This is a genomic window from Amycolatopsis sp. NPDC051071 (assembly GCF_040682875.1).
Classification (GTDB): Bacteria; Actinomycetota; Actinomycetes; order Mycobacteriales; family Pseudonocardiaceae; genus Amycolatopsis.
Genome location: NZ_JBFBBY010000012.1, coordinates 65,029 through 84,244 on the forward strand (window position 1 = coordinate 65,029; position 19,216 = coordinate 84,244).

At 67.8% G+C, this 19,216-nt stretch carries 20 protein-coding genes and 1 pseudogene; 9 read left to right on the top strand and 12 right to left on the bottom strand.

What is annotated here, in order from left to right; genetic code table 11:
• Positions 1–124 precede the first annotated feature (124 nt).
• The 3 genes and pseudogenes from AB0M65_RS06585 to AB0M65_RS06595 all read left to right on the top strand — a co-directional run bounded on the left by AB0M65_RS06585 (position 125) and on the right by AB0M65_RS06595 (position 3,800).
• Positions 125–1,363 (top strand): DUF222 domain-containing protein, encoded by a 1,239-nt coding sequence (locus tag AB0M65_RS06585; protein ID WP_364022445.1) that lies wholly within the window; start codon positions 125–127, stop codon positions 1,361–1,363.
• Positions 1,364–1,801: 438 nt separating this feature from the next.
• A pseudogene (locus tag AB0M65_RS06590) lies at positions 1,802–2,104 on the top strand (transposase); the annotation flags it as partial.
• 118 nt (positions 2,105–2,222) lie between these two features.
• Positions 2,223–3,800 carry an ABC-F family ATP-binding cassette domain-containing protein gene (locus AB0M65_RS06595; protein WP_364022448.1) on the top strand — a complete coding sequence of 526 codons (1,578 nt, stop codon included), beginning with the start codon at positions 2,223–2,225 and terminating at the stop codon, positions 3,798–3,800.
• A gap of 180 nt (positions 3,801–3,980) precedes the next feature.
• On the opposite strand, the gene paaE is transcribed toward AB0M65_RS06595, so the two are convergent.
• From paaE to paaZ, 6 genes are read right to left on the bottom strand one after another with little or no spacing between them, the layout of a single operon-like run.
• The gene (paaE, locus tag AB0M65_RS06600) at positions 3,981–5,066 is read right to left on the bottom strand and encodes a 1,2-phenylacetyl-CoA epoxidase subunit PaaE (protein WP_364022452.1); all 1,086 of its coding nucleotides are present in this window, start codon (positions 5,064–5,066) and stop codon (positions 3,981–3,983) included.
• Positions 5,066–5,554, bottom strand: a complete 489-nt coding sequence (paaD, locus tag AB0M65_RS06605; protein WP_364022455.1) for a 1,2-phenylacetyl-CoA epoxidase subunit PaaD — start codon at positions 5,552–5,554, stop codon at positions 5,066–5,068. The genes paaE and paaD overlap by 1 nt, the downstream gene beginning before the upstream one ends.
• On the bottom strand, positions 5,548–6,405 hold the full coding sequence (gene paaC / locus AB0M65_RS06610) for a 1,2-phenylacetyl-CoA epoxidase subunit PaaC (RefSeq protein ID WP_364022458.1): 858 nt from the start codon (positions 6,403–6,405) through the stop codon (positions 5,548–5,550). The genes paaD and paaC overlap by 7 nt, the downstream gene beginning before the upstream one ends.
• Position 6,406: 1 nt before the next feature.
• Positions 6,407–6,691: a 1,2-phenylacetyl-CoA epoxidase subunit PaaB gene (gene paaB, locus AB0M65_RS06615; RefSeq protein ID WP_005168080.1), complete on the bottom strand. Its 285-nt coding sequence runs from the start codon at positions 6,689–6,691 to the stop codon at positions 6,407–6,409.
• Positions 6,691–7,650 (bottom strand): 1,2-phenylacetyl-CoA epoxidase subunit PaaA, encoded by a 960-nt coding sequence (gene paaA, locus AB0M65_RS06620; RefSeq protein WP_364022461.1) that lies wholly within the window; start codon positions 7,648–7,650, stop codon positions 6,691–6,693. The genes paaB and paaA overlap by 1 nt, the downstream gene beginning before the upstream one ends.
• Positions 7,647–9,686, bottom strand: coding sequence for a phenylacetic acid degradation bifunctional protein PaaZ (gene paaZ / locus AB0M65_RS06625; protein WP_364022464.1), 2,040 nt, complete (start codon positions 9,684–9,686; stop codon positions 7,647–7,649). Before paaZ ends, paaA begins: the two co-directional genes overlap by 4 nt.
• Positions 9,687–9,888: 202 nt before the next feature.
• Between paaZ and AB0M65_RS06630 the strand changes: the two genes are divergently transcribed.
• Genes AB0M65_RS06630 through AB0M65_RS06640 form a run of 3 tightly spaced genes read left to right on the top strand, consistent with a single transcriptional unit; the run spans position 9,889 to position 12,190 of the window.
• Complete coding sequence (locus AB0M65_RS06630; RefSeq protein WP_364022534.1) at positions 9,889–10,320, top strand: hotdog fold thioesterase; 432 nt, start codon at positions 9,889–9,891, stop codon at positions 10,318–10,320.
• Positions 10,317–11,600 carry a phenylacetate--CoA ligase PaaK gene (gene paaK, locus AB0M65_RS06635; RefSeq protein WP_364022467.1) on the top strand — a complete coding sequence of 428 codons (1,284 nt, stop codon included), beginning with the start codon at positions 10,317–10,319 and terminating at the stop codon, positions 11,598–11,600. Before AB0M65_RS06630 ends, paaK begins: the two co-directional genes overlap by 4 nt.
• Positions 11,600–12,190, top strand: coding sequence for a TetR/AcrR family transcriptional regulator (locus tag AB0M65_RS06640; RefSeq protein WP_364022470.1), 591 nt, complete (start codon positions 11,600–11,602; stop codon positions 12,188–12,190). Before paaK ends, AB0M65_RS06640 begins: the two co-directional genes overlap by 1 nt.
• Positions 12,191–12,378: 188 nt before the next feature.
• Here AB0M65_RS06640 and AB0M65_RS06645 read toward each other — a convergent pair whose 3' ends face one another.
• The 4 genes from AB0M65_RS06645 to AB0M65_RS06660 all read right to left on the bottom strand — a co-directional run bounded on the left by AB0M65_RS06645 (position 12,379) and on the right by AB0M65_RS06660 (position 13,960).
• Positions 12,379–12,642: a hypothetical protein gene (locus AB0M65_RS06645; RefSeq protein WP_364022473.1), complete on the bottom strand. Its 264-nt coding sequence runs from the start codon at positions 12,640–12,642 to the stop codon at positions 12,379–12,381.
• A gap of 111 nt (positions 12,643–12,753) precedes the next feature.
• The gene (locus tag AB0M65_RS06650; RefSeq protein ID WP_364022475.1) at positions 12,754–13,464 is read right to left on the bottom strand and encodes a hypothetical protein; all 711 of its coding nucleotides are present in this window, start codon (positions 13,462–13,464) and stop codon (positions 12,754–12,756) included.
• Positions 13,416–13,649 carry a hypothetical protein gene (locus AB0M65_RS06655; protein ID WP_364022478.1) on the bottom strand — a complete coding sequence of 78 codons (234 nt, stop codon included), beginning with the start codon at positions 13,647–13,649 and terminating at the stop codon, positions 13,416–13,418. The genes AB0M65_RS06650 and AB0M65_RS06655 overlap by 49 nt, the downstream gene beginning before the upstream one ends.
• Positions 13,650–13,708: 59 nt before the next feature.
• Positions 13,709–13,960: a hypothetical protein gene (locus AB0M65_RS06660; protein ID WP_364022481.1), complete on the bottom strand. Its 252-nt coding sequence runs from the start codon at positions 13,958–13,960 to the stop codon at positions 13,709–13,711.
• 22 nt (positions 13,961–13,982) lie between these two features.
• Here AB0M65_RS06660 and AB0M65_RS06665 point away from each other — a divergent pair, with 22 nt between their 5' ends.
• A complete protein-coding gene (locus AB0M65_RS06665; RefSeq protein WP_364022484.1) occupies positions 13,983–14,648 on the top strand; it encodes a helix-turn-helix domain-containing protein in 666 nt (221 codons plus the stop codon).
• Here the strand turns inward: AB0M65_RS06665 and AB0M65_RS06670 are convergent.
• Entirely contained in the window at positions 14,575–15,603 is a 1,029-nt protein-coding gene (locus tag AB0M65_RS06670) for an AraC family transcriptional regulator ligand-binding domain-containing protein (protein WP_364022487.1), read from the bottom strand. The two genes, AB0M65_RS06665 and AB0M65_RS06670, sit on opposite strands and share 74 nt — an antisense overlap.
• Before the next feature lie 77 nt (positions 15,604–15,680).
• On the opposite strand from AB0M65_RS06670, the gene AB0M65_RS06675 reads away from it, so the two are divergent.
• Complete coding sequence (locus AB0M65_RS06675) at positions 15,681–16,781, top strand: winged helix DNA-binding domain-containing protein (protein WP_364022490.1); 1,101 nt, start codon at positions 15,681–15,683, stop codon at positions 16,779–16,781.
• A gap of 87 nt (positions 16,782–16,868) precedes the next feature.
• A complete protein-coding gene (locus AB0M65_RS06680) occupies positions 16,869–18,362 on the top strand; it encodes an NAD(P)/FAD-dependent oxidoreductase (RefSeq protein WP_364022493.1) in 1,494 nt (497 codons plus the stop codon).
• Here the strand turns inward: AB0M65_RS06680 and AB0M65_RS06685 are convergent.
• Positions 18,349–19,203: a LysR substrate-binding domain-containing protein gene (locus AB0M65_RS06685; protein ID WP_364022537.1), complete on the bottom strand. Its 855-nt coding sequence runs from the start codon at positions 19,201–19,203 to the stop codon at positions 18,349–18,351. The genes AB0M65_RS06680 and AB0M65_RS06685 overlap by 14 nt on opposite strands.
• Positions 19,204–19,216 lie beyond the last annotated feature (13 nt).

Consider the following 19,216-nt stretch of genomic DNA (forward strand, 5'->3'; position numbering starts at 1 on the left):
GCGAACATCACCAAGCGCGCACATCCCGAATTTCCCTTGCCACGACTGGCATTACCGAATATCGACGACGGTGGTGGCAGTCGCATGATCCAGAACTGTCGGTGGGGAATTGTAGGTTCGTTGGGTGGACACTTACCGCGCCACCACTGTGGCGCTACTCGAGGAAATCACCTGCCCCGACAACCTCAAGGCCATCAATACCGCCGCGGATTCGTTGGACGACAACGAATCCGTCGCCCTCGCGAAAGCGGCGTCAGTGGGTATCGCCCGGCTGGAAGCGATCCGTTACCGTGCCCTGTCCCAGCTGAACCGGCATCGCGAAGGCGCGCGTAGCGTCACTCAGGAAGTCGCGTTCGCCCTGTCGGTGGGCGACAAGTACGCGGCCGGGTTGGTCGCCGCTGCCGACGCGTTGACCACCAGGCTGCCCCGCACCCTTGGTTTGATGGACAAAGGCCAGGTGGACGGGTTCGGCGCGATGAAAGTCGTGACGGCCACGGCGTGGCTGTCCGACGAGGACGCGATCGCCGCCGACGCCCTGCTGGAAGACCGGTTGCCCGGTAAAAATGCCGAACAGATCCGCAAAGCGGCAAACCACGCGGCGACGACGGTCGATCGTGAGGGCGCGGACAAGCGCTGCGAGCAGGCCCGCGAAGGCCGCCGGCTCGTGGTGAGTCAGGGTGAGGCAGGCGTGGCCTCGCTGGAGATCGAGGACGGCCCGGTGGAGAAGGTCACCGCCGCTTACAACCGGATCAACCGGGAGGCCCGCGCGCTCAAGACCGGCGACGAGACCCGCACTCTGGACCAGCTTCGCGCCGACGTCGCCCTCGACCTCCTGTTGGGCGGCGACGGCGGGAAACGTGAACGCGCCGAAGTATTCCTTTACATGGACTTCTTCACCTACCTCGGCCTGAACGACGACCCGGCGGAAATGGCCGGACACGGCCACATCCCGGCGTCGCTGGCGCGGCATATCGCGAGCGGGCCCGACACGGTGCTGCGACGGATCATCACCGACCCGCTGTCAGGTCAGGTCGCGGACCTCGGCCGGGACCGATATCGCCCGACGGCCGGTCTTGACGAGTTCGTCCGTGTCCGCGACCGCGAATGCCGTCGACCAGGGTGCCATCGGCCCGCTCAGGCCTGCGATCTCGACCACTCCATCCCATGGCAGTTCCAGGGGAACACCGATGCCGCCGACCTCATCGACTTCTGCCGCCGCGACCATCGGCTCAAGGACGAACCCGGTTGGATCTACCGGCTGGCACCGGACGGAACCCTGACGATCACCACACCAACCGGCCAGACCTACGACAGTACGCCTCCGCCTCTGCACACACCCCGTACCGAGAAACCACCGTTCTGACCCCGTTGCCGCGAAACGGCAACCGGCCTCCCACGCGGACCGTGTTCGCGCAGACGGTGGCTGGCTTCCGTGGTTCCGCCGGTGGTCGTGGACCGGTCGTTGGGGCCGGAGGTGACGGCTCTCGTCGCGGCGCTGCGGGTCGTGAGTGTTTTGGGTCGTTAGAACGACCCAAAACACTCACGAGAACCACCGCCTCACACCCCAAAGCCAGTACGACGACGGCGATCCCGCCCGCCAGGATCTCGCCGTGGCCAGGATCACCGAGCGCGAATCCGTCCACAATGTACCGTCCTAGCCCGCCGCCGTCCTTGACGACAAGGAACGCGCCCGACGCCGATCACGTCCGCCAGGCTGTCCCCGCTAAGGGCTCTTAACAGAATGATCTTGGGGTGTGGTTTGGTGTCGCGTCTCGTTGTTCTTCGGTGAGGGGTGGGCGGGGTGGGGCAGCGGCGTCCGTGGGAGGTCGATGATGGTCTGTGGGAACGGATTGAGCCGTTGTTGCCGCGGGTGGAGCGTCGGTTTCGGTATCCGGGGCGTAAGCGGTTGGACGACCGCAAGGCGTTGTGCGAGATCATGTTCGTGTTTTACACGGCGATTCCGTGGGAGTTCCTGCCGCAGGAGAGGGGCTACGGGTCGGGCATGACGTGCTGGCGCCGGTTGCGGGACTGGACTGAGGCGGGTGTGTGGCGGCAGCTGCATGAGGTGTTGCCGGCGGAGTTGCCTGCGGCGAACTTGCTGGATTGGCCGCGGGCGGCGCCCCTAAATCAGTCGCACCGGAGCCGCCAGACGGCTAGGCTGGCCTGATGATCTTCTGAGACGAACCTGCGCCCTTGTTCGCACCTCCTTCGCAGGGAGTCTCATGTCTAATTCCACGTCTAGTTCACTGACGCTTTCCGACGTCACCTTCACCTGGCCCGACGGCGGCCCGGTCTTCGAACACCTCTCGCTCACCATCGGCACCGGCCGCACCGGCCTGGTCGGCACCAACGGTTCCGGCAAGTCCACGCTGCTCAGGCTGCTCGCCGGTCGGCTGGAAACCACGTCGGGATCCATCACCGCACCGGGGGAAATCGGCTACCTGCCGCAGAACCTGGCCCTGGACACCGGCCGCCGCGTCGACGACGTCCTCGGCGTCACCGCGATCCGCGCGGCGATCAAGGCCGTCGAAAGTGGTGAGGTCACCGAGGAGCGGTTCGCCGTCATCGGCGACAACTGGGACGTCGAGGAGCGCACCCGCGCGATCCTGGACCGGCTCGGCCTCGGCGCCGTCCGGCTGGACGAGCGGGCGGGTGAACTGTCCGGCGGGGAACTCACCCTGCTCGGGCTGGCCGCCCTGCTGCTGCGCCGTCCGTCCGTGCTGCTGCTCGACGAGCCGACCAACAACCTGGACCTGCGGGCGCGCGAACTCGTGCACCGCGAGGTCGAGGGCTGGAGCGGGATTCTCGTGGTGGTCTCGCACGACCGCGAACTGCTCCAGCTGGTCGACCGGATCGACGAGGTCCGTGACGGTGAAATCACCACGTACGGCGGCAACCTCGCCGACTACGAGCACGCCGTCGAGACCGCGCAGGAAGCCGCGCGGCGGCATGTGCGCGCGGCCGAGTCCGACGTCAAACGGCAGAAGCGGGAGCTGATCGAGGCGGGGGTCAAACTCGCCCGGCGGGCCCGCTACGGCCAGAAGATGTGGGACCAGAAACGCGAGCCCAAGGCCCGGATGCGCAAACGCCAGGAGGACGCGCAGATCTCCGCGGGCAAGTACCGGAACCTGCATACGGACAGGCTGGAGGGCGCCGTCGAAGCATTGAAAGCCGCCGAGGAACTGGTGCGTGAGGACGCCGAGATCCGCGTCGAACTGCCGGAAACCCTTGTCTCCACCGGAAGCGATGTGCTCCGCATCGACGCCGTGCCGCGCTTCGGCCCGCCGGTGGACCTCCACATCATGGGACCTGAACGGCTCGCACTCGTCGGCCCGAACGGTTCGGGGAAGACGACGCTGCTCCGCACGATCACCGGCGAACTCCCGCCGCGATCGGGCGAGGTGGGGCTGTTCGTCCCCGCCCGGCTGCTCCCCCAGCGGCTCGACATCCTTGACGACGAACTCTCCATTGTGGACAACGTCCGGCTGGTGGCGCCGTCACGGACGGACAACGAGATCCGCGCCCGGCTGGCGCGGTTCCTGTTCCGTGGCACGAAGGCCGACCGCGAGGTCGCGTCGTTGTCCGGCGGGGAACGGTTCCGCGCGGCACTGGCGACCCTGCTGCTGACCGAACCGACGCCGAAACTGCTGCTGCTCGACGAGCCGACGAACAATCTCGACCTGGCGAGCGTGCGGCGGCTCACCGAGGCGCTGCGGGCCTATCAGGGCGCGCTGATCGTGGCGAGCCACGACCGGCCGTTCCTGAAGGACATCGGCATCACGAGGTGGCTGGAGATCTAAGTGGTTGGTTTCGGAAGTCCTTCGTGGGTATCGGCGGATCCAGGTTTCCGCTGGGCGTGCGGCCGGAAGACCCTCGTACCGGGTTGTACTCGGGCCTTTCGGCCGTACGTCCAGCGGGAAGCTGGGCCGTCGAAACCCCGAAGGAGTTCCGAAACCAACCACTAAGCCCGCCGCAGGCGTTCAGGCGTCGTAGTCCACGGTGACGGCTTCGGAAACCGGCACGGATTGGCAGGTGAGCACGAAGCCGGCGTCGACCTCGGCCTTCTCCAGTGCGAAGTTGCGCCGCATGTCCACCTTGCCGTCGCAGATCTTCGCCCGGCAGGTCCCGCAGACCCCGCCCTTGCAGGCGAACGGCAGGTCCGGACGGTACTTCTGCGCGCCGTCGAGCAGAGAGGAGGCCCGGGGCAGCGTCATCGTCGTCGACCGGCCGTCGAGGACCAGCGTGACCTCGCTGGAAGCCCCCACGACGGCCGGGTCGACGTGGTGCACCGGCTCCGGCGGAGTGTCCACATAGAACAGTTCCTGGTGGATCTTCTCGTCGGGGACGGCAAGGGAGCGCAACAGCTCCTGCGCGCCGGTCACCATTGCGAACGGTCCGCACAGCCACCAGTGCGCGACGTCCTCGACCGGGATCAGCACGGTGCACAGGCGCCGCAGCTTCTCGACGTCGAGGCGGCCGGTGAACAGTTCGGCCTCGCGTGGCTCGCGGGAGAGCACGTGGACGAGTTCGAGCCGTGCCGGGTAACGGTCTTTGAGGTCCGCGAGGTCGTCGGCGAACATGACGGTGTCCGTGCGACGGTTGCCGTAGAGCACGGTCACCGTGGCGTCGGCGTCACTGAGCAGCGAAGAGGCGATCGACAGCACCGGCGTGATCCCGGAGCCTGCCGCGACCAGCACGTGGTGCCCGGCGGCTTCCAGATCCGGGGTGAAGTGCCCGGTCGGCGCGGCGACCTCGATCTCGTCGCCCGGCCGCACGTCGTGCACCAGCCACGACGAGAACAGCCCGCCCGGCACCGCACGGACGCCGACCCGCGGCGCCGCACCGGCGGGTGCGCAGATCGAGTACGAGCGGCGCTCGTCGCGGCCGTCGACCTCGCGGCGCAGTGTCAGCGACTGGCCTGCCTTGAAGCGAAAGGTGTCGGCGAGGTCTTCGGGCACGTCGAAGGTCACCGCGACGGCGTCGTCGCACAGGCGCTGGACGTCGGACACCTTCAGGGGGTGGAAGCCCGTGCGGCGCTGCGCAGTCGAGGGAGAGGTCGCGGTCACTAGATCTCCTTGACGTGTTCGAACGGTTCGAGGCAGAACCGGCAGCGGCGCAGGGCTTTGCACGCCGTCGCACTGAACCGCGACTGCTCTTCGGTATCCGCGGAACCGCAGTGCGGGCAGCGGACCGAGGACACCGGCGGGCTCAGCGTGAGCGGGATCGGGCCGGTACTGACCGGTGCCGCACCCGGCGGCGCGATCCCGGCTTCGGCCAGTTTCCGCTTGCCGTCTTCGGTGATCCAGTCGGTGGACCACGCCGGCCGCAGCACCGTGCGGACCTCGACGTCGTCATAACCGGCGCCGGTCAGCGCGTGCACGAGGTCGTCGCGCATGGTGTCCATCGCCGGGCAGCCGGTGTAGGTCGGGGTGATCGCGACGACCACGCGACCATCGGATTCGGACACTTCACGCAGCACGCCGAGATCGGCGAGGGTGAGCATCGGCAGTTCCGGATCGGTGACCGTGGCCGCCACGGCGTACGCGGTCACCATGTCGCGTCCGGGTGTTCCCTGGCGACACTTTGCAGTTCCGCCAGCAGGAAGCCCATTCGCTCGGTGTGCACGCCGTCGCGGCCCATCCGGCCCGACACCCCGGCGAGCGCGCCGGCCTCGGGCCGTGTCAGCCGGGCGGCGGCGAGCACCTGGTCCAGGATCGCGTCGAACTCGGGCCGCAGCGAAGGCGACTCGACGAATTCGACCTCGTGGGCGGCGAAAAGCTCGCCGACGTAAGGCCAGACCGCGTCAAACCCCTCTTGCATGCGGGAATGGGACAACTCGGTCCCGTCGCCCAGCCGGACGGCCCACTGCGCGGCGTAGTCGCGGTGGTAGGCGACCTCTTTGACGCCCTTGTCCGCGATGGCCGCCAGCACTGGGTCCACACTGGACTGAAGCCGCTGCAATAAAGCGAGCCGCCAGATGGAGAACACCAGCAGCCGCGCGATCAGATGCCCGAAGTGGCCGCCCCCGAGTTCGGCGAGCCGGACGTTGCGGTACTCCTGCTCACTCCGGAAGAAGGCGTAGGAATCCTCACTCCGCTCGCCGTCGTCGGCTTTACCCGCGCGAGCCAGCAGCAACCGCGCCTGTCCGAGCAGGTCGAGCGCGATATTGGCGATCGCGACCTCGTCCTCGAGTTCGGGTGCGTTCGTGCACCATTCCTGCAGCCGGTGCGAGAAGATCAGCGCGTCGTCGCCGAGCATCAGGCAGTAGGCCGCGAGCCGCGCACCGTCCACACCGGACGGAACTTTTGTGTCCACACCGGACAGTGGATCCTCGAACCCGGTGCCGAAAGCCCAGCGGGAGTCGTTTTCCTCAGTGATCGCCTCGTAGGCGTTGTCGAAGCTCATGTCAGATGTGCGGAACGTTGTCGGGGATGTCGTAGAACGTCGGGTGCCGGTACACCTTGTCGCCGCTGGGCGCGAAGAACGGGTCCTTCTCGTCCGGCGAGGACGCCGTGATGTCCGACGCGCGCACGACCCAGATCGACACGCCCTCGTTGCGGCGCGTGTAGAGATCGCGGGCGTGGTGCAGCGCCATGTCGTCGTCCGCCGCGTGCAGCGAGCCCACGTGCACGTGGTTCAGGCCGCGCTTGCCACGGACGAACACCTCGTACAACGGCCAGTCGTGCTTCATCACGAAGCCCCTTCATTTTCAAAGACACGCTTCTTCGCTGCGTGCGCCGAGGCCGCCTCGCGCACCCACGCGCCGTCTTCCTGTGCCCGGCGCCGGTGCGCGACGCGCTGGGCGTTGCAGGGACCGTTGCCCTTCAACACGTTCTTGAACTCGTCCCAGTCGACGGCGCCGAAGTCGTAGTGCCCACGTTCGGCGTTCCACTTCAGGTCCGGATCCGGGAAGGTGACGCCGAGCGCCTCGGCCTGCGGGATGGACATGTCGACAAAACGCTGGCGCAGCTCGTCGTTGGTGTGGCGCTTGACCTTCCACGCCATCGACTGCGCGGTGTTCGGCGAATCCGCGTCCGGCGGGCCGAACATCATCAGCGACGGCCACCACCAGCGGTTCACCGCCTCCTGCACCATCGCACGCTGCTTTTCGGTACCACGCATCATGGTCATCAGCAGTTCGAAGCCTTGCCGCTGGTGGAAGGACTCCTCCTTGCAGATGCGGATCATGGCGCGGGCGTACGGGCCGTAAGAGCTGCGGCACAACGGGACCTGGTTGCAGATGGCGGCGCCGTCGACCAGCCAGCCGACCACGCCGACGTCGGCGAAGGTCAGCGTCGGATAGTTGAAGATCGACGAGTACTTCTGCTTGCCGTTGATCAGCTTGTCGGTCAGATCCGCGCGGTCGGCGCCGAGCGTGGCCGCCGCCGAATACAGGTACAGCCCGTGCCCGGCCTCGTCCTGCACCTTCGCGAGCAGGATCGCCTTGCGCCGCAAGGAAGGCGCGCGGGTGATCCAGTTGCCCTCCGGCTGCATGCCGATGATCTCCGAATGCGCGTGCTGCGCGATCTGGCGGATCATCGTCTTGCGGTAACCCTCGGGCACCCAGTCGCGTGGCTCGATGCGCTGGTCGCGCTCGATGGTGTGCTCGAAGTGCCGTTCGAGATCGTGTTCGGAAACTGTGGCTGTCATGACTGCTCCTTCGCCACCAGGGTCAGCACGTCGTACTTCGCGACCGAGTCCCCGTCTGAGTTGGTCACGTCGGCGTCCCAGCGGACCTCGCCGTACTCCTGGTCGATACGCGGGGTGATCTGCTTGGCGGTCAGGGTCACCGTGAGCGCGTCGTCGACCTTGACCGGGGTGAGGAACCGCAGGTTCTCCAGGCCGTAGTTCGCCAGTACCGGGCCGGGTTCCGGCGAGACGAACAGGCCGGCGGCGAAGGAGACCACGAGGTATCCGTGCGCCACGATCCCGCCGAACAGCGGGTTCGCCGCCGCGGCTTCGGGATCGGTGTGGGCGTAGAAGGTGTCGCCGGTGAACTCGGCGAAGTGGTCGACGTCGGACTGCAGGACCGTGCGCGGACCGGCGACGACGGAGTCGCCGATCTTCAGCTCCGCCAAGGACTTCCGGAACGGGTGGACGTCACCCTCGGTCCTCGGCGCACCCGCGACCCAGCGGCCCGTGACCGTGCTGAGCACCTTCGGGCTGCCCTGGACGGCGGTGCGCTGCATATGGTGCAGCACCCCGCGGATGCCACCCATTTCCTCGCCACCGCCCGCGCGGCCGGGGCCGCCGTGGACCAGTTGCGGCATCGGCGAACCGTGACCCGTCGACTCCTTGGCGTCGTCGGCGTCGAGCACCAGCAGGCGGCCGTGGTACGGCGCGACACCGAGGACGACCTCACGCGCGAACTCCGCGTCCGCGGTGACGATCGACCCGACCAGGCTGCCGCCGCCGCGTGCGGCGAGCTCGATGACCTGCTCCGTCGAGGTGTAGGGCAGCAGCGTCGACACCGGGCCGAACGCCTCGACCTCGTGCGGCTCGGAGCGCTCCGGGTCGGCCTTCAGCAGCACCGGCGAGATGAACGCGCCGCGTTCGGCGTCCGCGCCGACGACCTCGACCTGCTCCGGGTCGCCGAAGACGAGCGTGCCGGCGTCCAGCAGCGCCTTCAGCGACCGCCGGACCTCCTCACGCTGCTCCAGGCTGGCCAGCGCACCCATGCGGACACCCTCGGCCGTGGGGTTGCCGACGGCGACCTTGGCCAGCCGCGCGCTGGCGGCCTCGGCGACGGCGTCGAGCAGGCCCGCCGGCACGAAGGCGCGGCGGATGGCGGTGCACTTCTGGCCCGCCTTGACGGTCATCTCCGTCGTGAGCTGCTTGACGAAGAGGTCGAATTCGGTGGTGCCGGGTTCGGCGTCCGGGCCGAGGATCGAGCAGTTCAGCGAGTCGGCTTCGGCGTTGAACCGGACGGAGTTGCGCACGATCGCCGGATGCGTGCGGAGTTTCCGCGCCGTCGACGCGGAGCCGGTGAACGAGACGAGGTCCTGTGCGGTGACGTGGTCGAGCAGGTCGCCGACGCTGCCCGCGACGAACTGCAGCGTGCCCTCGGGCAGGATGCCGGATTCGATGATGATCTCGACCAGCCGCGCGGTCAGGTAAGACGTCTGGCTGGCTGGTTTGATCAGGCTCGGCACGCCGGCGAGGAACGCGGGCGCGAATTTCTCCAGCGGGCCCCAGACCGGAAAGTTGAAGGCGTTGATCTGGACGGCGACGCCACGCAGCGGGACGGCGATGTGCTGGGCGACGAAGGTGCCGCCCTTGGACAGCGGCTCGACGTTGCCGTCGACGTAGACGGTGTCGTTCGGCAGTTCGCGTTTGCCCTTGCTGGAGTAGGCGAACAGCACGCCGATGCCGCCGTCGATGTCGACCATCGAGTCACCCTTGGTCGCCCCCGTCCTCGCCGACAGCGCGTACAGCTCGTCGCGGTGTTCACGCAGGTGGGAGGCCAGGGCCTTGAGCAGCGCGGCACGCTGGTGGAAGGTCAGCTCACGCAGCGCGGGGCCGCCGGTGCGGCGGCCGTACTCCAGCGCGGCGGCGAAGTCGATGCCCTCGGACGAGACCCGGGCGACCTCCTCGCCCGTCGAGGCGTCGTGCAGCGGCACTCCGGCAGAGTCACCGTTTTCCGCCGTGTGCCATCCGCCGGAGACGTAGCTGCGCAGCAATGCCATGGGGCGACCCTTCACTGATGGATTAACAGACCGTCCGTTCAGTAATTCACTGTAGCCGGAGACCGGGCGCTTGCAAACCCCCGGACGGCGGTGGACCCTTGACATTCGACCGAAAAGGCGCCTTTACTGGCGCGACCCTTTTAACAACCGTCCATTCGGTCAGTAATCAGGCGGTGTGATGACGACCAACGCGGCGCACGCGATGTTCGCCGACGACCAGGCGTCGAACGCGCTGGGCATCGAGCTGCTCGAGGCAGCCGAAGGGCATGCCGTCGCCACCATGAAGATCACCGAGACGATGGTGAACGGCCACGACATCGCGCACGGCGGCTACGTTTTCCTGCTCGCCGACACGACGTTCGCCTGCGCCTGCAACTCTGTCCATGCGCCCTCGGCGGGAGAAAGTACCTCGGAACGGCACGGCCCGGTCACCGTCGCCTCCGGCGCGGAGATCTCCTTCGTCGCCGCCGGACGCCTCGGCGACCACCTCATCGCCACCGCCACCGAGCGGACCCGCTACGGCCGCAACGGCATCTACGACGTCACCGTGCACCGGGAGACCCCCGAGGGGCCGGAGGTCGTCGCCGAATTCCGCGGCCGCAGCCGCACCATCGAGAAGGCACGCAGACGATGACTTTCAGCGACGACGCCGAGAACCTGACCATCGACGAACTCAAGGCTTTGCAGCTGACGCGCCTTCGGTGGACACTGCGGCACGCCTACGACAACGTGCCGTTCTACACCAGGAAGTTCGACGAGGCGGGTGTCCATCCGGACGATTGCAAGGCGCTGGAAGACCTGGCGAAGTTCCCCTTCACCACCAAGCAGGACCTGCGCGACAACTATCCGTTCGGCATGTTCGCCGTGCCGGAGGCGGAGGTCAGCCGGATCCACGCGTCCAGCGGCACCACCGGGAAGCCGACCGTCGTCGGCTACACCTCCGGCGACATCGACACCTGGGCGACGGTGATGGCGCGGTCGATCCGCGCGGCGGGCGGGCGGCCGGGCGACAAGGTCCACGTCGCCTACGGGTACGGGTTGTTCACCGGCGGTCTTGGCGCCCACTACGGCGCGGAAAAGCTGGGCTGCACGGTGATTCCGGCCTCCGGCGGTATGACGGCGCGCCAGGTGCGGATCATCACCGACTTCAAACCCGAGATCATCATGGTCACCCCGTCGTACATGCTCACGTTGCTCGACGAGTTCGAGCGACAGGGCATCGACCCGCAGGCGAGTTCGCTCAAGGTGGGCATCTTCGGCGCGGAACCGTGGACCGAGCAGATGCGCACGGAGATCGAGGAGCGCGTCGGCATCGACGCCGTCGACATCTACGGCCTGTCCGAGGTGATGGGTCCGGGTGTCGCGCAGGAATGCGTCGAAACCAAGGACGGGTTGCACATCTGGGAGGACCACTTCTATCCCGAGGTGATCGACCCGTTCACCGAGAAGCCGACCGACGAGACCGGGGAACTGCTGTTCACGTCGCTCACCAAACAGGCGTTGCCGATCATCCGGTACCGCACACGCGACCTGACGCGGCTGCTGCCGGGCACCGCGCGGCCGTCGTACCGGCGGATGGAGAAGGTGACCGGACGCAGCGATGACATGATCATCCTGCGTGGCGTCAACGTCTTCCCCACGCAGATCGAGGAAGTCGTGCTGGTGACCCCCGCGCTCGCGCCGCATTTCCAGCTGATCCGGTCGACGAAGGGCCGGATGGACCAGCTGACGGTCCGCGTCGAGGCCCGGCCGGACGCGACCATCGAGCAGCGTGAACAGGCCGCCGTCCGGCTGATCGCCGGGGTCAAGGACGGTGTCGGTGTGAGCGTCGCCGTCGAGGTGGTCGATCCGGACACACTGGAGCGCTCGCTGGGCAAGATGCGCCGCGTACTCGACGAGCGGGACCACGGGTGATGACCACCCCCGCCCGCCGGGGCCGTCCCGGCTACGACCTCGAGTCACTGCTGCAGGTCGCCGTGAAGCTGTTCAACGAACGCGGCTACGACGGCACCAGCATGGAGGACCTTTCCCGCAAGCTCGGCATCACGAAATCCGCGATCTACCACCATGTGCCGAGCAAGGAGGAACTGCTGCGGCTGTCGGTCGACCGCGCACTGAACGGCCTCTTCGCCGTCGCCGCCGAGACGGAGTCCTTCGAGGGCAAGGCGATCGAGAAGCTGGAACATCTGGTGCGGGGCAGTGTCCTCGTGCTGGTCGACCAGCTGCCGTTCGTGACGCTGCTGCTGCGTGTGCGGGGCAACACCAAGGTCGAGCGGGCGGCGCTGGCGCGACGGCGTGACTTCGACCGGCTGGTGACGGATCTGGTGAAACAAGCCGAAACCGAGGGCGACGTACGGCCCGACATCGATCCGGCGGTCACCGCGCGGCTGCTGTACGGCATGGTGAACTCGCTGATCGAGTGGTACCGGCCGCGCCGGGGTTCGGCGGGCACGGAACTGGCCGACGCGGTCTGCAAGATCGCTTTCGACGGCCTTCGCGCGTAGGGCGTGTCTACTCCCCTGCGGCCTCAGTGGTTGGTTTCGGAAGTCCTTCGTGGGTATCGGCGGATCCAGGTTTCCGCTGGGCGTGCGGCCCGGAAGGTCCTCGTACCGGGTTGTACTCGGACCTTTCGGCCGTACGTCCAGCGGAAAGCTGGGCCGTCGAGACCCCGAAGGACCTCCGAAACCGACCACTAAGGCGGACGTCGTGCCTGCCAGATCAGCGCGTCCCGCAACTGCTGGATGAGCTGTTCGTCGTCGGCCTCTGACGGGTCGACACCGAGCGGGATCCACCGCTCCCCGACCGTCGTGCCATTCTCGAAACTGGTGATCTCTATCCCAGCGTACGAGACGCATTCGTCGCCGATGTCACCCTGGATCCGGACGTCACGGTGCCGCAGCCGCACACTCACCCAGCGGCCGACACGCCGGACCGGTTCGCGCTCAGCACTCGCCATTCGTCCCTACCCATAACACCGGTCCCCCCGTCCCCAACGTCGCGACGAGGGCCTCCGGGGTTACCGGCGGGTTGTTCCGGTTCAGTAACGGCAAGGCCTCACCTGAAACGGTTACGCTCGGCCCATGAGCAGGCGATGCTCAGCCCATCGCCGCGCGGCCGTCACCAGCGCGGCGCGCATCGGCAGTGGGTCGGTGTGGTGCAGGTAGGTCCACATTCCCAGGAGTGCTACCGAGAACGCGGTCAGCGCCTCGGCTGAAGCGGTGGGCCAGGCAAAGGTGGTGGCCGCCCAATGCTCGGCGGTTTCCGGGTCGTGGCCCTGGTCTATCAGGCGGACCACCAGCTGAGCCGCGTCGATCCAGCCCGCACCGGTTCGTGACCAGGCCCAGTCGATCACCCACGCACGACCACCGCCGACCAGGATGTTGAGCTGGTGCAGGTCGGAATGGATCAGGCTGTTCCCCGCCGCCGACTCGATCCCCTCGGCCTCCAGTTCCACGAGAAGGTCGAGCCGGTCTCGGCTCCACTGATCCAGTCCGGCCGGCGGCTGATGGCGCAACCGCCGCCAGCCCGCCAGCCACGCCATTTTCTCGGACAGCGCCGGGACAGCCGGCGCGGCGAAGTCGGCCAATTCGCGAGCCAAGGTGGAAACGGCTTCGACCACGAGCGGCAAGTCCTCCGATCCGGGCGAAAGATCAGCGTGACGCCCGGTGATGTGGTGGAAGCCGAGCATGAGCCAGCCGCGAACTTCGACTCTCCACAGCAGGCGTGGCGTCACCACCGGAGGCAAATACGGGGCGATGTCCGCTTCGTGGCGGTGCATCGCTCCTCGTTGCCTTCGGCGTCGACGATGCCTTTGCAAAACACCGCTCCACGCTGCGTGAACAGGGTCGCGGCGAAGTCGGAGTTACGTCCGGCCGCCGGTACCTCGACGCGGCTCACCGGGCCGGTCTCGGCTTCGATCGCGGCGCGCACGGTGCGAGGGAGGTCGTTCCAGGTAGGGCGCATCTGTCCTCAGCCAGCGGGCGGCGGGTCGTCCGAACACCCGTTCTTGCATTGCGAGCAGTTCACGGCACCAGAGTGGCGTAAGCAGCCTCCCCCGACGCTTTTGGATCCCCATCCGAGGTGGGCACGTGATGCAGGAACCGGCCCGCGATCCGAGCACAGAAGTCGGCGTAGTCGCGCGTGTGAAGGACAAAGGTGTGCCAGCCGATGCCCACCGGATCGCTGGGGGCGAGGCGGGTACCGGTATTGCGGGCACACGCGGCCAGGAATGCCAGCGCCTGATCGCGGCACACCACGGCGTTCTTTGAAGTCACCTGAAACGGTTACGCTCGGCCCATGAGCACCGATCCGGAGATCCGGCGCCGTCGCCTCGAACCGGCGGCCAGGCGTGCCGAGATCCTGGCCGCGGCGCGGCGGCTGTTCGGCGAGGGCACGTATGCCTCGGTGTCGACCTCGGACATCGCCAAGGACGCGGGTGTGGCCAGGCCGCTGATCAATCACTACTTCGGCGGGAAACGCGAGCTGTATCTGGAAGTCGTCCGGCAGATGATGATCGTGCCGGCGCCGGTGATCGAGAATCTGCCGGACGCGGGCGCCGAGGAGCGGCTCGCGATCAGCGTCCGGCATTGGATCGAGGTCGTCGAGCGCAACGAGCAGGCGTGGCTGACCGCGATCGGGCACGAGGCGGTGGGCCATGACCCGGATATCGAGCGGATCATGCTGGAGGCCGATGAGATCGCCGCCGACCGCGTGCTCGCGGCCGCGTTGATGAGCGACGTCACCGAGGGTCGCGAAGAACTCCGCGCGATGATCCGGTCGTACGGCGGGATGCTGCGCGCCGCGTCACGCGAATGGCTGATCCGCGGCACGCTCGGCCGGGAAGAGCTGCGGATCTTCCTCACCGGTTCGATCCTGCATTTGCTGCGGGTCACCTACCCGGCCGTGCTCGCAACGCGTTCCGGCGGGCGTAGGCCGCCGGCGTCATCCCCTTCCAGCGTTTGAAGGCGTAGATGAAACTCGACGCCTCGGCGTAGCCCAGCCGCAGCGCGACGTCCTCGACGCTGAGCGCGCCGGTGTCGAGCATTTCCTCCGCCAGCGCCTGGCGGACCTCGTCGAGCAGCGCGCGATACCCGGTCCCCGCCTCGGAAAGACGCCGTCGCAGTGTCCGGGGGCTGAGCGCGAGCCGTCGCGCGACCTCGTCCATCCCGGCGTCGACGCCGCCGAGCCGCACCAGCCGTTCCCGGACCTGCTGGGCGATCCCGGACCGCTCGCGTTTACGGGAAACCAGCAGATCGCAGTGCGCCGCGCAGACCGCGACCGTTTGATCGTTGGCCTGCGGCAGTGGTTTGTCCAGGAAAAGCGGGTCGAGGGTGGCGGTATGTGACGCGGCGGAGAACGACGGGCCCAGCCCGAACGTCCGGCCGTATTCTTCCACAGTGGACGGACGATCGTGCCGGAACGCCAAGGAGCTCAAGGAGATGTCCGGCAGGATGTCGCGCATCACGGTGTGGATGGCGCCGAGGTCGCGTAGCACCAGGAACCGCGCGACGTCGGCAGGGACCCGGCCGTCGTCCATGGTCAGCGCGATCCGCCCGGCCTCGAAGGTCACGTGCGGGATGCAGAAGGTGAAACTCAAGTCCAGATAACGCAGCGCGAACCGCATCGCGTCGCCGAGGGTCGGGCTGCTGATACACGCGAAGCCGAAGATGCCGAACGCGCTGACGCGGTACCGCCTGCTCAGCCGCAAAGCGACGGCGTCTTCCCCGCCGACCCCGCGGATGACGGCTCGGACGACGGCGAGTTCCTGACGGGCGTCGACCTGGCCGTCCACGGGGGCGTTCTCATACGACTCCAGCCCCTCGACACCGTGCTCGGCGGCGAAGCGGGCCATGAGCACGATGCTCGCCGTGCCGCGGGGGTAGTCCCAGTCGCGGATCACCGGCGGCGGTAGTTCCATGGCCGGGATTATGGATCCCGGCAGTGCTTCCCGCATTGAGGACCGTAGTTGTCCTCGATCTCGATTAGGGTGACCGCATGTCCGACACCTTGAGCACGCGCGCGCTGAACCGCGCCATGCTGGACCGGCAGCTGCTGCTCCGGCCTTCGAAGATGACCGCGCTCCAGGCGGTCGAGCACCTCGCCGGACTGCAGGCGCAGGCACCGAACCCGCCGTATTTCGCGCTGTGGACGCGGTTGCACGACTTCCGCCAGGAGGACCTGGCGAACCTGCTGCTGGACAAGAGTGTCGTGCGGATCGCGCTCATGCGCAGCACGGTGCACCTGGTGACGTCGTCGGACGCGCTGGCGTGGCGGCCGGTCATGCAGCCCGTCTACGACCGCTCGATGTACAACACCCAGTTCACCCCGGAGATCAAGGACTTCGACCACCAGGAGATCGGCCGCTTCACCCGCAAGCTGCTCGGCGAGCGGCCCCTGTCGTCGGGCGAACTCGGCGCGGAACTCATGAAACACTGGGAAGGCGCGGGACGGTCGGCGCTGGTGCATGTCGCGCGGGCGATGGTGCCGCTGGTGCAGATCCCGCCGCGCGGCGTCTGGGGCAAGTCGGGCCAGCCGACGTTTCAAACCATCGAGGATTGGCTCGGCGCCGAACCGGACGCGACGCCGTCTCCCGATCGGATGTTCCGGCGCTACCTGGCCGCGTTCGGGCCCGCCACCGTGCAGGACGTGCAGGCCTGGGCCGGGATCACGAAACTCGGCGAGGTCGCCGAGCGGCTGCGTCCGGAACTGCGGACCTTCCGTGACGAGAACGGACGTGAACTGTTCGACCTCGAAGACGCGCCCCGGCCGGACCCCGACACCCCCGCCCCGGCGCGGCTGCTGGGCCCGTTCGATCAAACGGTCCTGTCCTACGCCGACCGCACCCGGGTGATCAGCGACGAGTACCGCAAGGTCGTCATCACGCAGAACGGCCTGGTCAAGGGCACCATCCTGATCGACGGGTCGGTGAAGGGCTTCTGGGACATCAAGGTGATGAAGAAGGCCGCGACGCTGTCGATCACGCCGTTCGAGCGTGTCCCGAAACGCGATTTGGACGCCCTCGAAAGCTCCGCCCACCGTCTTTTGGCCTGGGCCCACCCGAAAGCCGAGACCCACTCGGTGCAAGTAGTCCTCTAGTTGCGGTAGTGGCGTGGCCGGAAATCTCGATTGAGTGGCCGGTGGGGTACTTCCGGGCGGGGCGACCCCTCGGTAACTTCGGTCGTCATGGGCACTGGGTCAGCGAACACGGGATCAGCGAAGACGTCGGTCGTGATCGTCGGCGCCGGGTTCGGCGGGGTCGGGACGGCGATTGAGCTCAAACGCGCCGGCTTCGACGACTTCACCATCCTGGAAAGTGCCGCCGAACCGGGCGGCGTCTGGCGGGAGAACACCTATCCCGGCGCCGGGTGCGACATCCCGTCGCCGCTGTATTCGTTCTCCTACGAGCCCAATCCCGACTGGCCGAAGCGGTTTTCACCGCAGCCCGACATCCACGAGTACCTCAAGCGCGTCGTGCGCCGGTACGGGCTGGAGCCCCACATCCGCTTCGACACGCGGGTGACCAGCGCGGCCTTCGACGAGGAACGCGGGCTCTGGCGGGTGGAGACCGCAGGCGGCGAGACGTACGAAGCAAACGTCTTCGTCCCGGCCGTCGGACAGCTCTCCCGGCCCGTGCTGCCGGACATCCCCGGCCAGGAAACCTTCGAGGGCCCCAGTTTCCACTCCGCGCGGTGGGAGCACGACGTCGACCTGCGTGGCAAGAAGGTCGCCGTGATCGGCACCGGGGCGAGCGCGATCCAGTTCGTACCCGAGGTCCAGCGCCAGGCCGCCGAACTGACGGTGTTCCAGCGGACCGCGCCCTACATCATGGCGAAGAAGGACACCCGCTACCGGCGCTGGCAGCAGCGGCTGTTCCGGCGCCTCCCGGCAACGCAACTGCTCGGAAGGCTCCGGATCTTCCTCCTCGCCGAGTACGCGACGTACGCGATGACGAAACATCCCTTGCTGGCCAAGGTTTTCGAACTGCGGACGGCCCAGTTGCGCCGCCGGTACATCAAAGATCGGGCGCTGCGCGAGAAACTCACCCCTGACTACCCGCTGGGCTGCAAACGGATCCTGTTCACCAACGAGTACTTGCCCGCACTCGCCCAGCACAACGTCGCGGTGGAGACCCGCCGCATCAGCGAGATCACGCCGTCGGGCGTACGCACCGAGGACGGCGTCGACCACGAGGCCGACGTCCTGATCTATGGCACCGGATTCGCGGCGACGGACTTCCTCGGCGAACTCAAGGTCCAAGGCCTCGGCGGCCGGTCGCTGTCCGACGCGTGGTCCGGCGGCGCGCGGGCGTTCCTCGGCATGACCGTGCCGGGATTCCCGAACCTGTTCTGCGTCTACGGGCCCAACACCAACCTCGGCGCCGGCTCCATCATCTACATGATCGAACGCCAGGCCCGCTACATCCGGCAGGCCGTCGAACACCTCAGCCGTCCCGAAGTGTCCTATATGGACATCATTCCCGAGGTGGAAGAGCGCTACGACAAGGAGATCCAGCGTCGGCTCGGGCACAGCGTCTGGACTACGTGTGCGAGCTGGTACCGGCAGGACGACGGCCGCGTGTCCACCAACTGGCCGGGTCTGGTGACCGAATACGACCGCCGCACGAAGGCACTCGACCTCGGCGACTATCGGACGGCGGGACCGTTCACGCCACGCTGAGCGAGGCCACGAAAGCGCGGATCAGGTGGGTTTCCCCGGCCGCACGCCACACCGGGACGACGACCATCGGCGGCAGGTCGGTGACCGGGACCAGCGTCAGCCCGGGGAACGGGTACCGGTCCAGCACCGACGCGACGGTGAGGTGCACCCCGTAACCCCGCGCCACCAGCGCGAGGACGTCCTCCGCGCCGATCGAGCGGCGGCCGACGAGGTCGGTCAGATCGTCCTCGGTGAGGCGGACGCGGCGTCCGGACGGCGTCACCGACGGGGTCCACAGGTCGCGGGCGAGCGGGTTCAGCGCCTTTCCCGGATCGATCACCTCGAAGTCCGCGAGGTCTTCGACGCTGATCGACGTCCGCCGCGCCAGCGGATGGCCCGCCGGGACGACGACGGCCCGCTGGACCTCGCGGATCACCGGTCCCACGCTGAGCCCCGGCAGCGCCAGCGCCTGCCCGTCACGGCCGGGAGACCAGTGCAGCACCAGGTCGAGGTCGTCCTCGGCGAGCAGTTCGCGGCCGGTCGAGCCGGTGCCGATCCGCGTCGGGGTCAAGCTGACCCGGCAGCCGGGATTACGCCGTTCGAATTCCGACGCCAGGTTCGCCGCGAAGTCGCCGCCGATACTGGCGACGTAGCCGATTCGCAGCCTGCCGCCGGTCCGGCGGGCCGCCACACGGCATTCCGCGATCGCCGCGCCGATCCCCGCGACGCCGCCGCGGACGCCTTCCCGCAACGTCTCCCCCAGCGCGGTGAGGGTGAATCCGCCCCGCTCCAGCAGCAGGCCGCCGATCCGGTCCTCCAGCAGATCCACCTCGTCGGCGATCAGTTCCGCCTTGCTCAGCACCCGGTTCGCCGCT

Bases quoted from the DNA above. Each gene is read 5' to 3' on its own strand.
- AB0M65_RS06595 (WP_364022448.1), top strand. From the start codon at position 2,223: ATGTCTAATTCCACGTCTAGTTCACTGACGCTTTCCGACGTCACCTTC.
- paaD (WP_364022455.1), bottom strand. From the start codon at position 5,554: ATGGTGACCGCGTACGCCGTGGCGGCCACGGTCACCGATCCGGAACTG.
- paaC (WP_364022458.1), bottom strand. From the start codon at position 6,405: ATGAGCTTCGACAACGCCTACGAGGCGATCACTGAGGAAAACGACTCC.
- paaB (WP_005168080.1), bottom strand. From the start codon at position 6,691: ATGAAGCACGACTGGCCGTTGTACGAGGTGTTCGTCCGTGGCAAGCGC.
- paaA (WP_364022461.1), bottom strand. From the start codon at position 7,650: ATGACAGCCACAGTTTCCGAACACGATCTCGAACGGCACTTCGAGCAC.
- paaZ (WP_364022464.1), bottom strand. From the start codon at position 9,686: ATGGCATTGCTGCGCAGCTACGTCTCCGGCGGATGGCACACGGCGGAA.
- AB0M65_RS06630 (WP_364022534.1), top strand. From the start codon at position 9,889: ATGTTCGCCGACGACCAGGCGTCGAACGCGCTGGGCATCGAGCTGCTC.
- paaK (WP_364022467.1), top strand. From the start codon at position 10,317: ATGACTTTCAGCGACGACGCCGAGAACCTGACCATCGACGAACTCAAG.
- AB0M65_RS06640 (WP_364022470.1), top strand. From the start codon at position 11,600: ATGACCACCCCCGCCCGCCGGGGCCGTCCCGGCTACGACCTCGAGTCA.
- AB0M65_RS06645 (WP_364022473.1), bottom strand. From the start codon at position 12,642: ATGGCGAGTGCTGAGCGCGAACCGGTCCGGCGTGTCGGCCGCTGGGTG.
- AB0M65_RS06650 (WP_364022475.1), bottom strand. From the start codon at position 13,464: ATGCACCGCCACGAAGCGGACATCGCCCCGTATTTGCCTCCGGTGGTG.
- AB0M65_RS06655 (WP_364022478.1), bottom strand. From the start codon at position 13,649: ATGCGCCCTACCTGGAACGACCTCCCTCGCACCGTGCGCGCCGCGATC.
- AB0M65_RS06665 (WP_364022484.1), top strand. From the start codon at position 13,983: ATGAGCACCGATCCGGAGATCCGGCGCCGTCGCCTCGAACCGGCGGCC.
- AB0M65_RS06670 (WP_364022487.1), bottom strand. From the start codon at position 15,603: ATGGAACTACCGCCGCCGGTGATCCGCGACTGGGACTACCCCCGCGGC.
- AB0M65_RS06675 (WP_364022490.1), top strand. From the start codon at position 15,681: ATGTCCGACACCTTGAGCACGCGCGCGCTGAACCGCGCCATGCTGGAC.
- AB0M65_RS06680 (WP_364022493.1), top strand. From the start codon at position 16,869: ATGGGCACTGGGTCAGCGAACACGGGATCAGCGAAGACGTCGGTCGTG.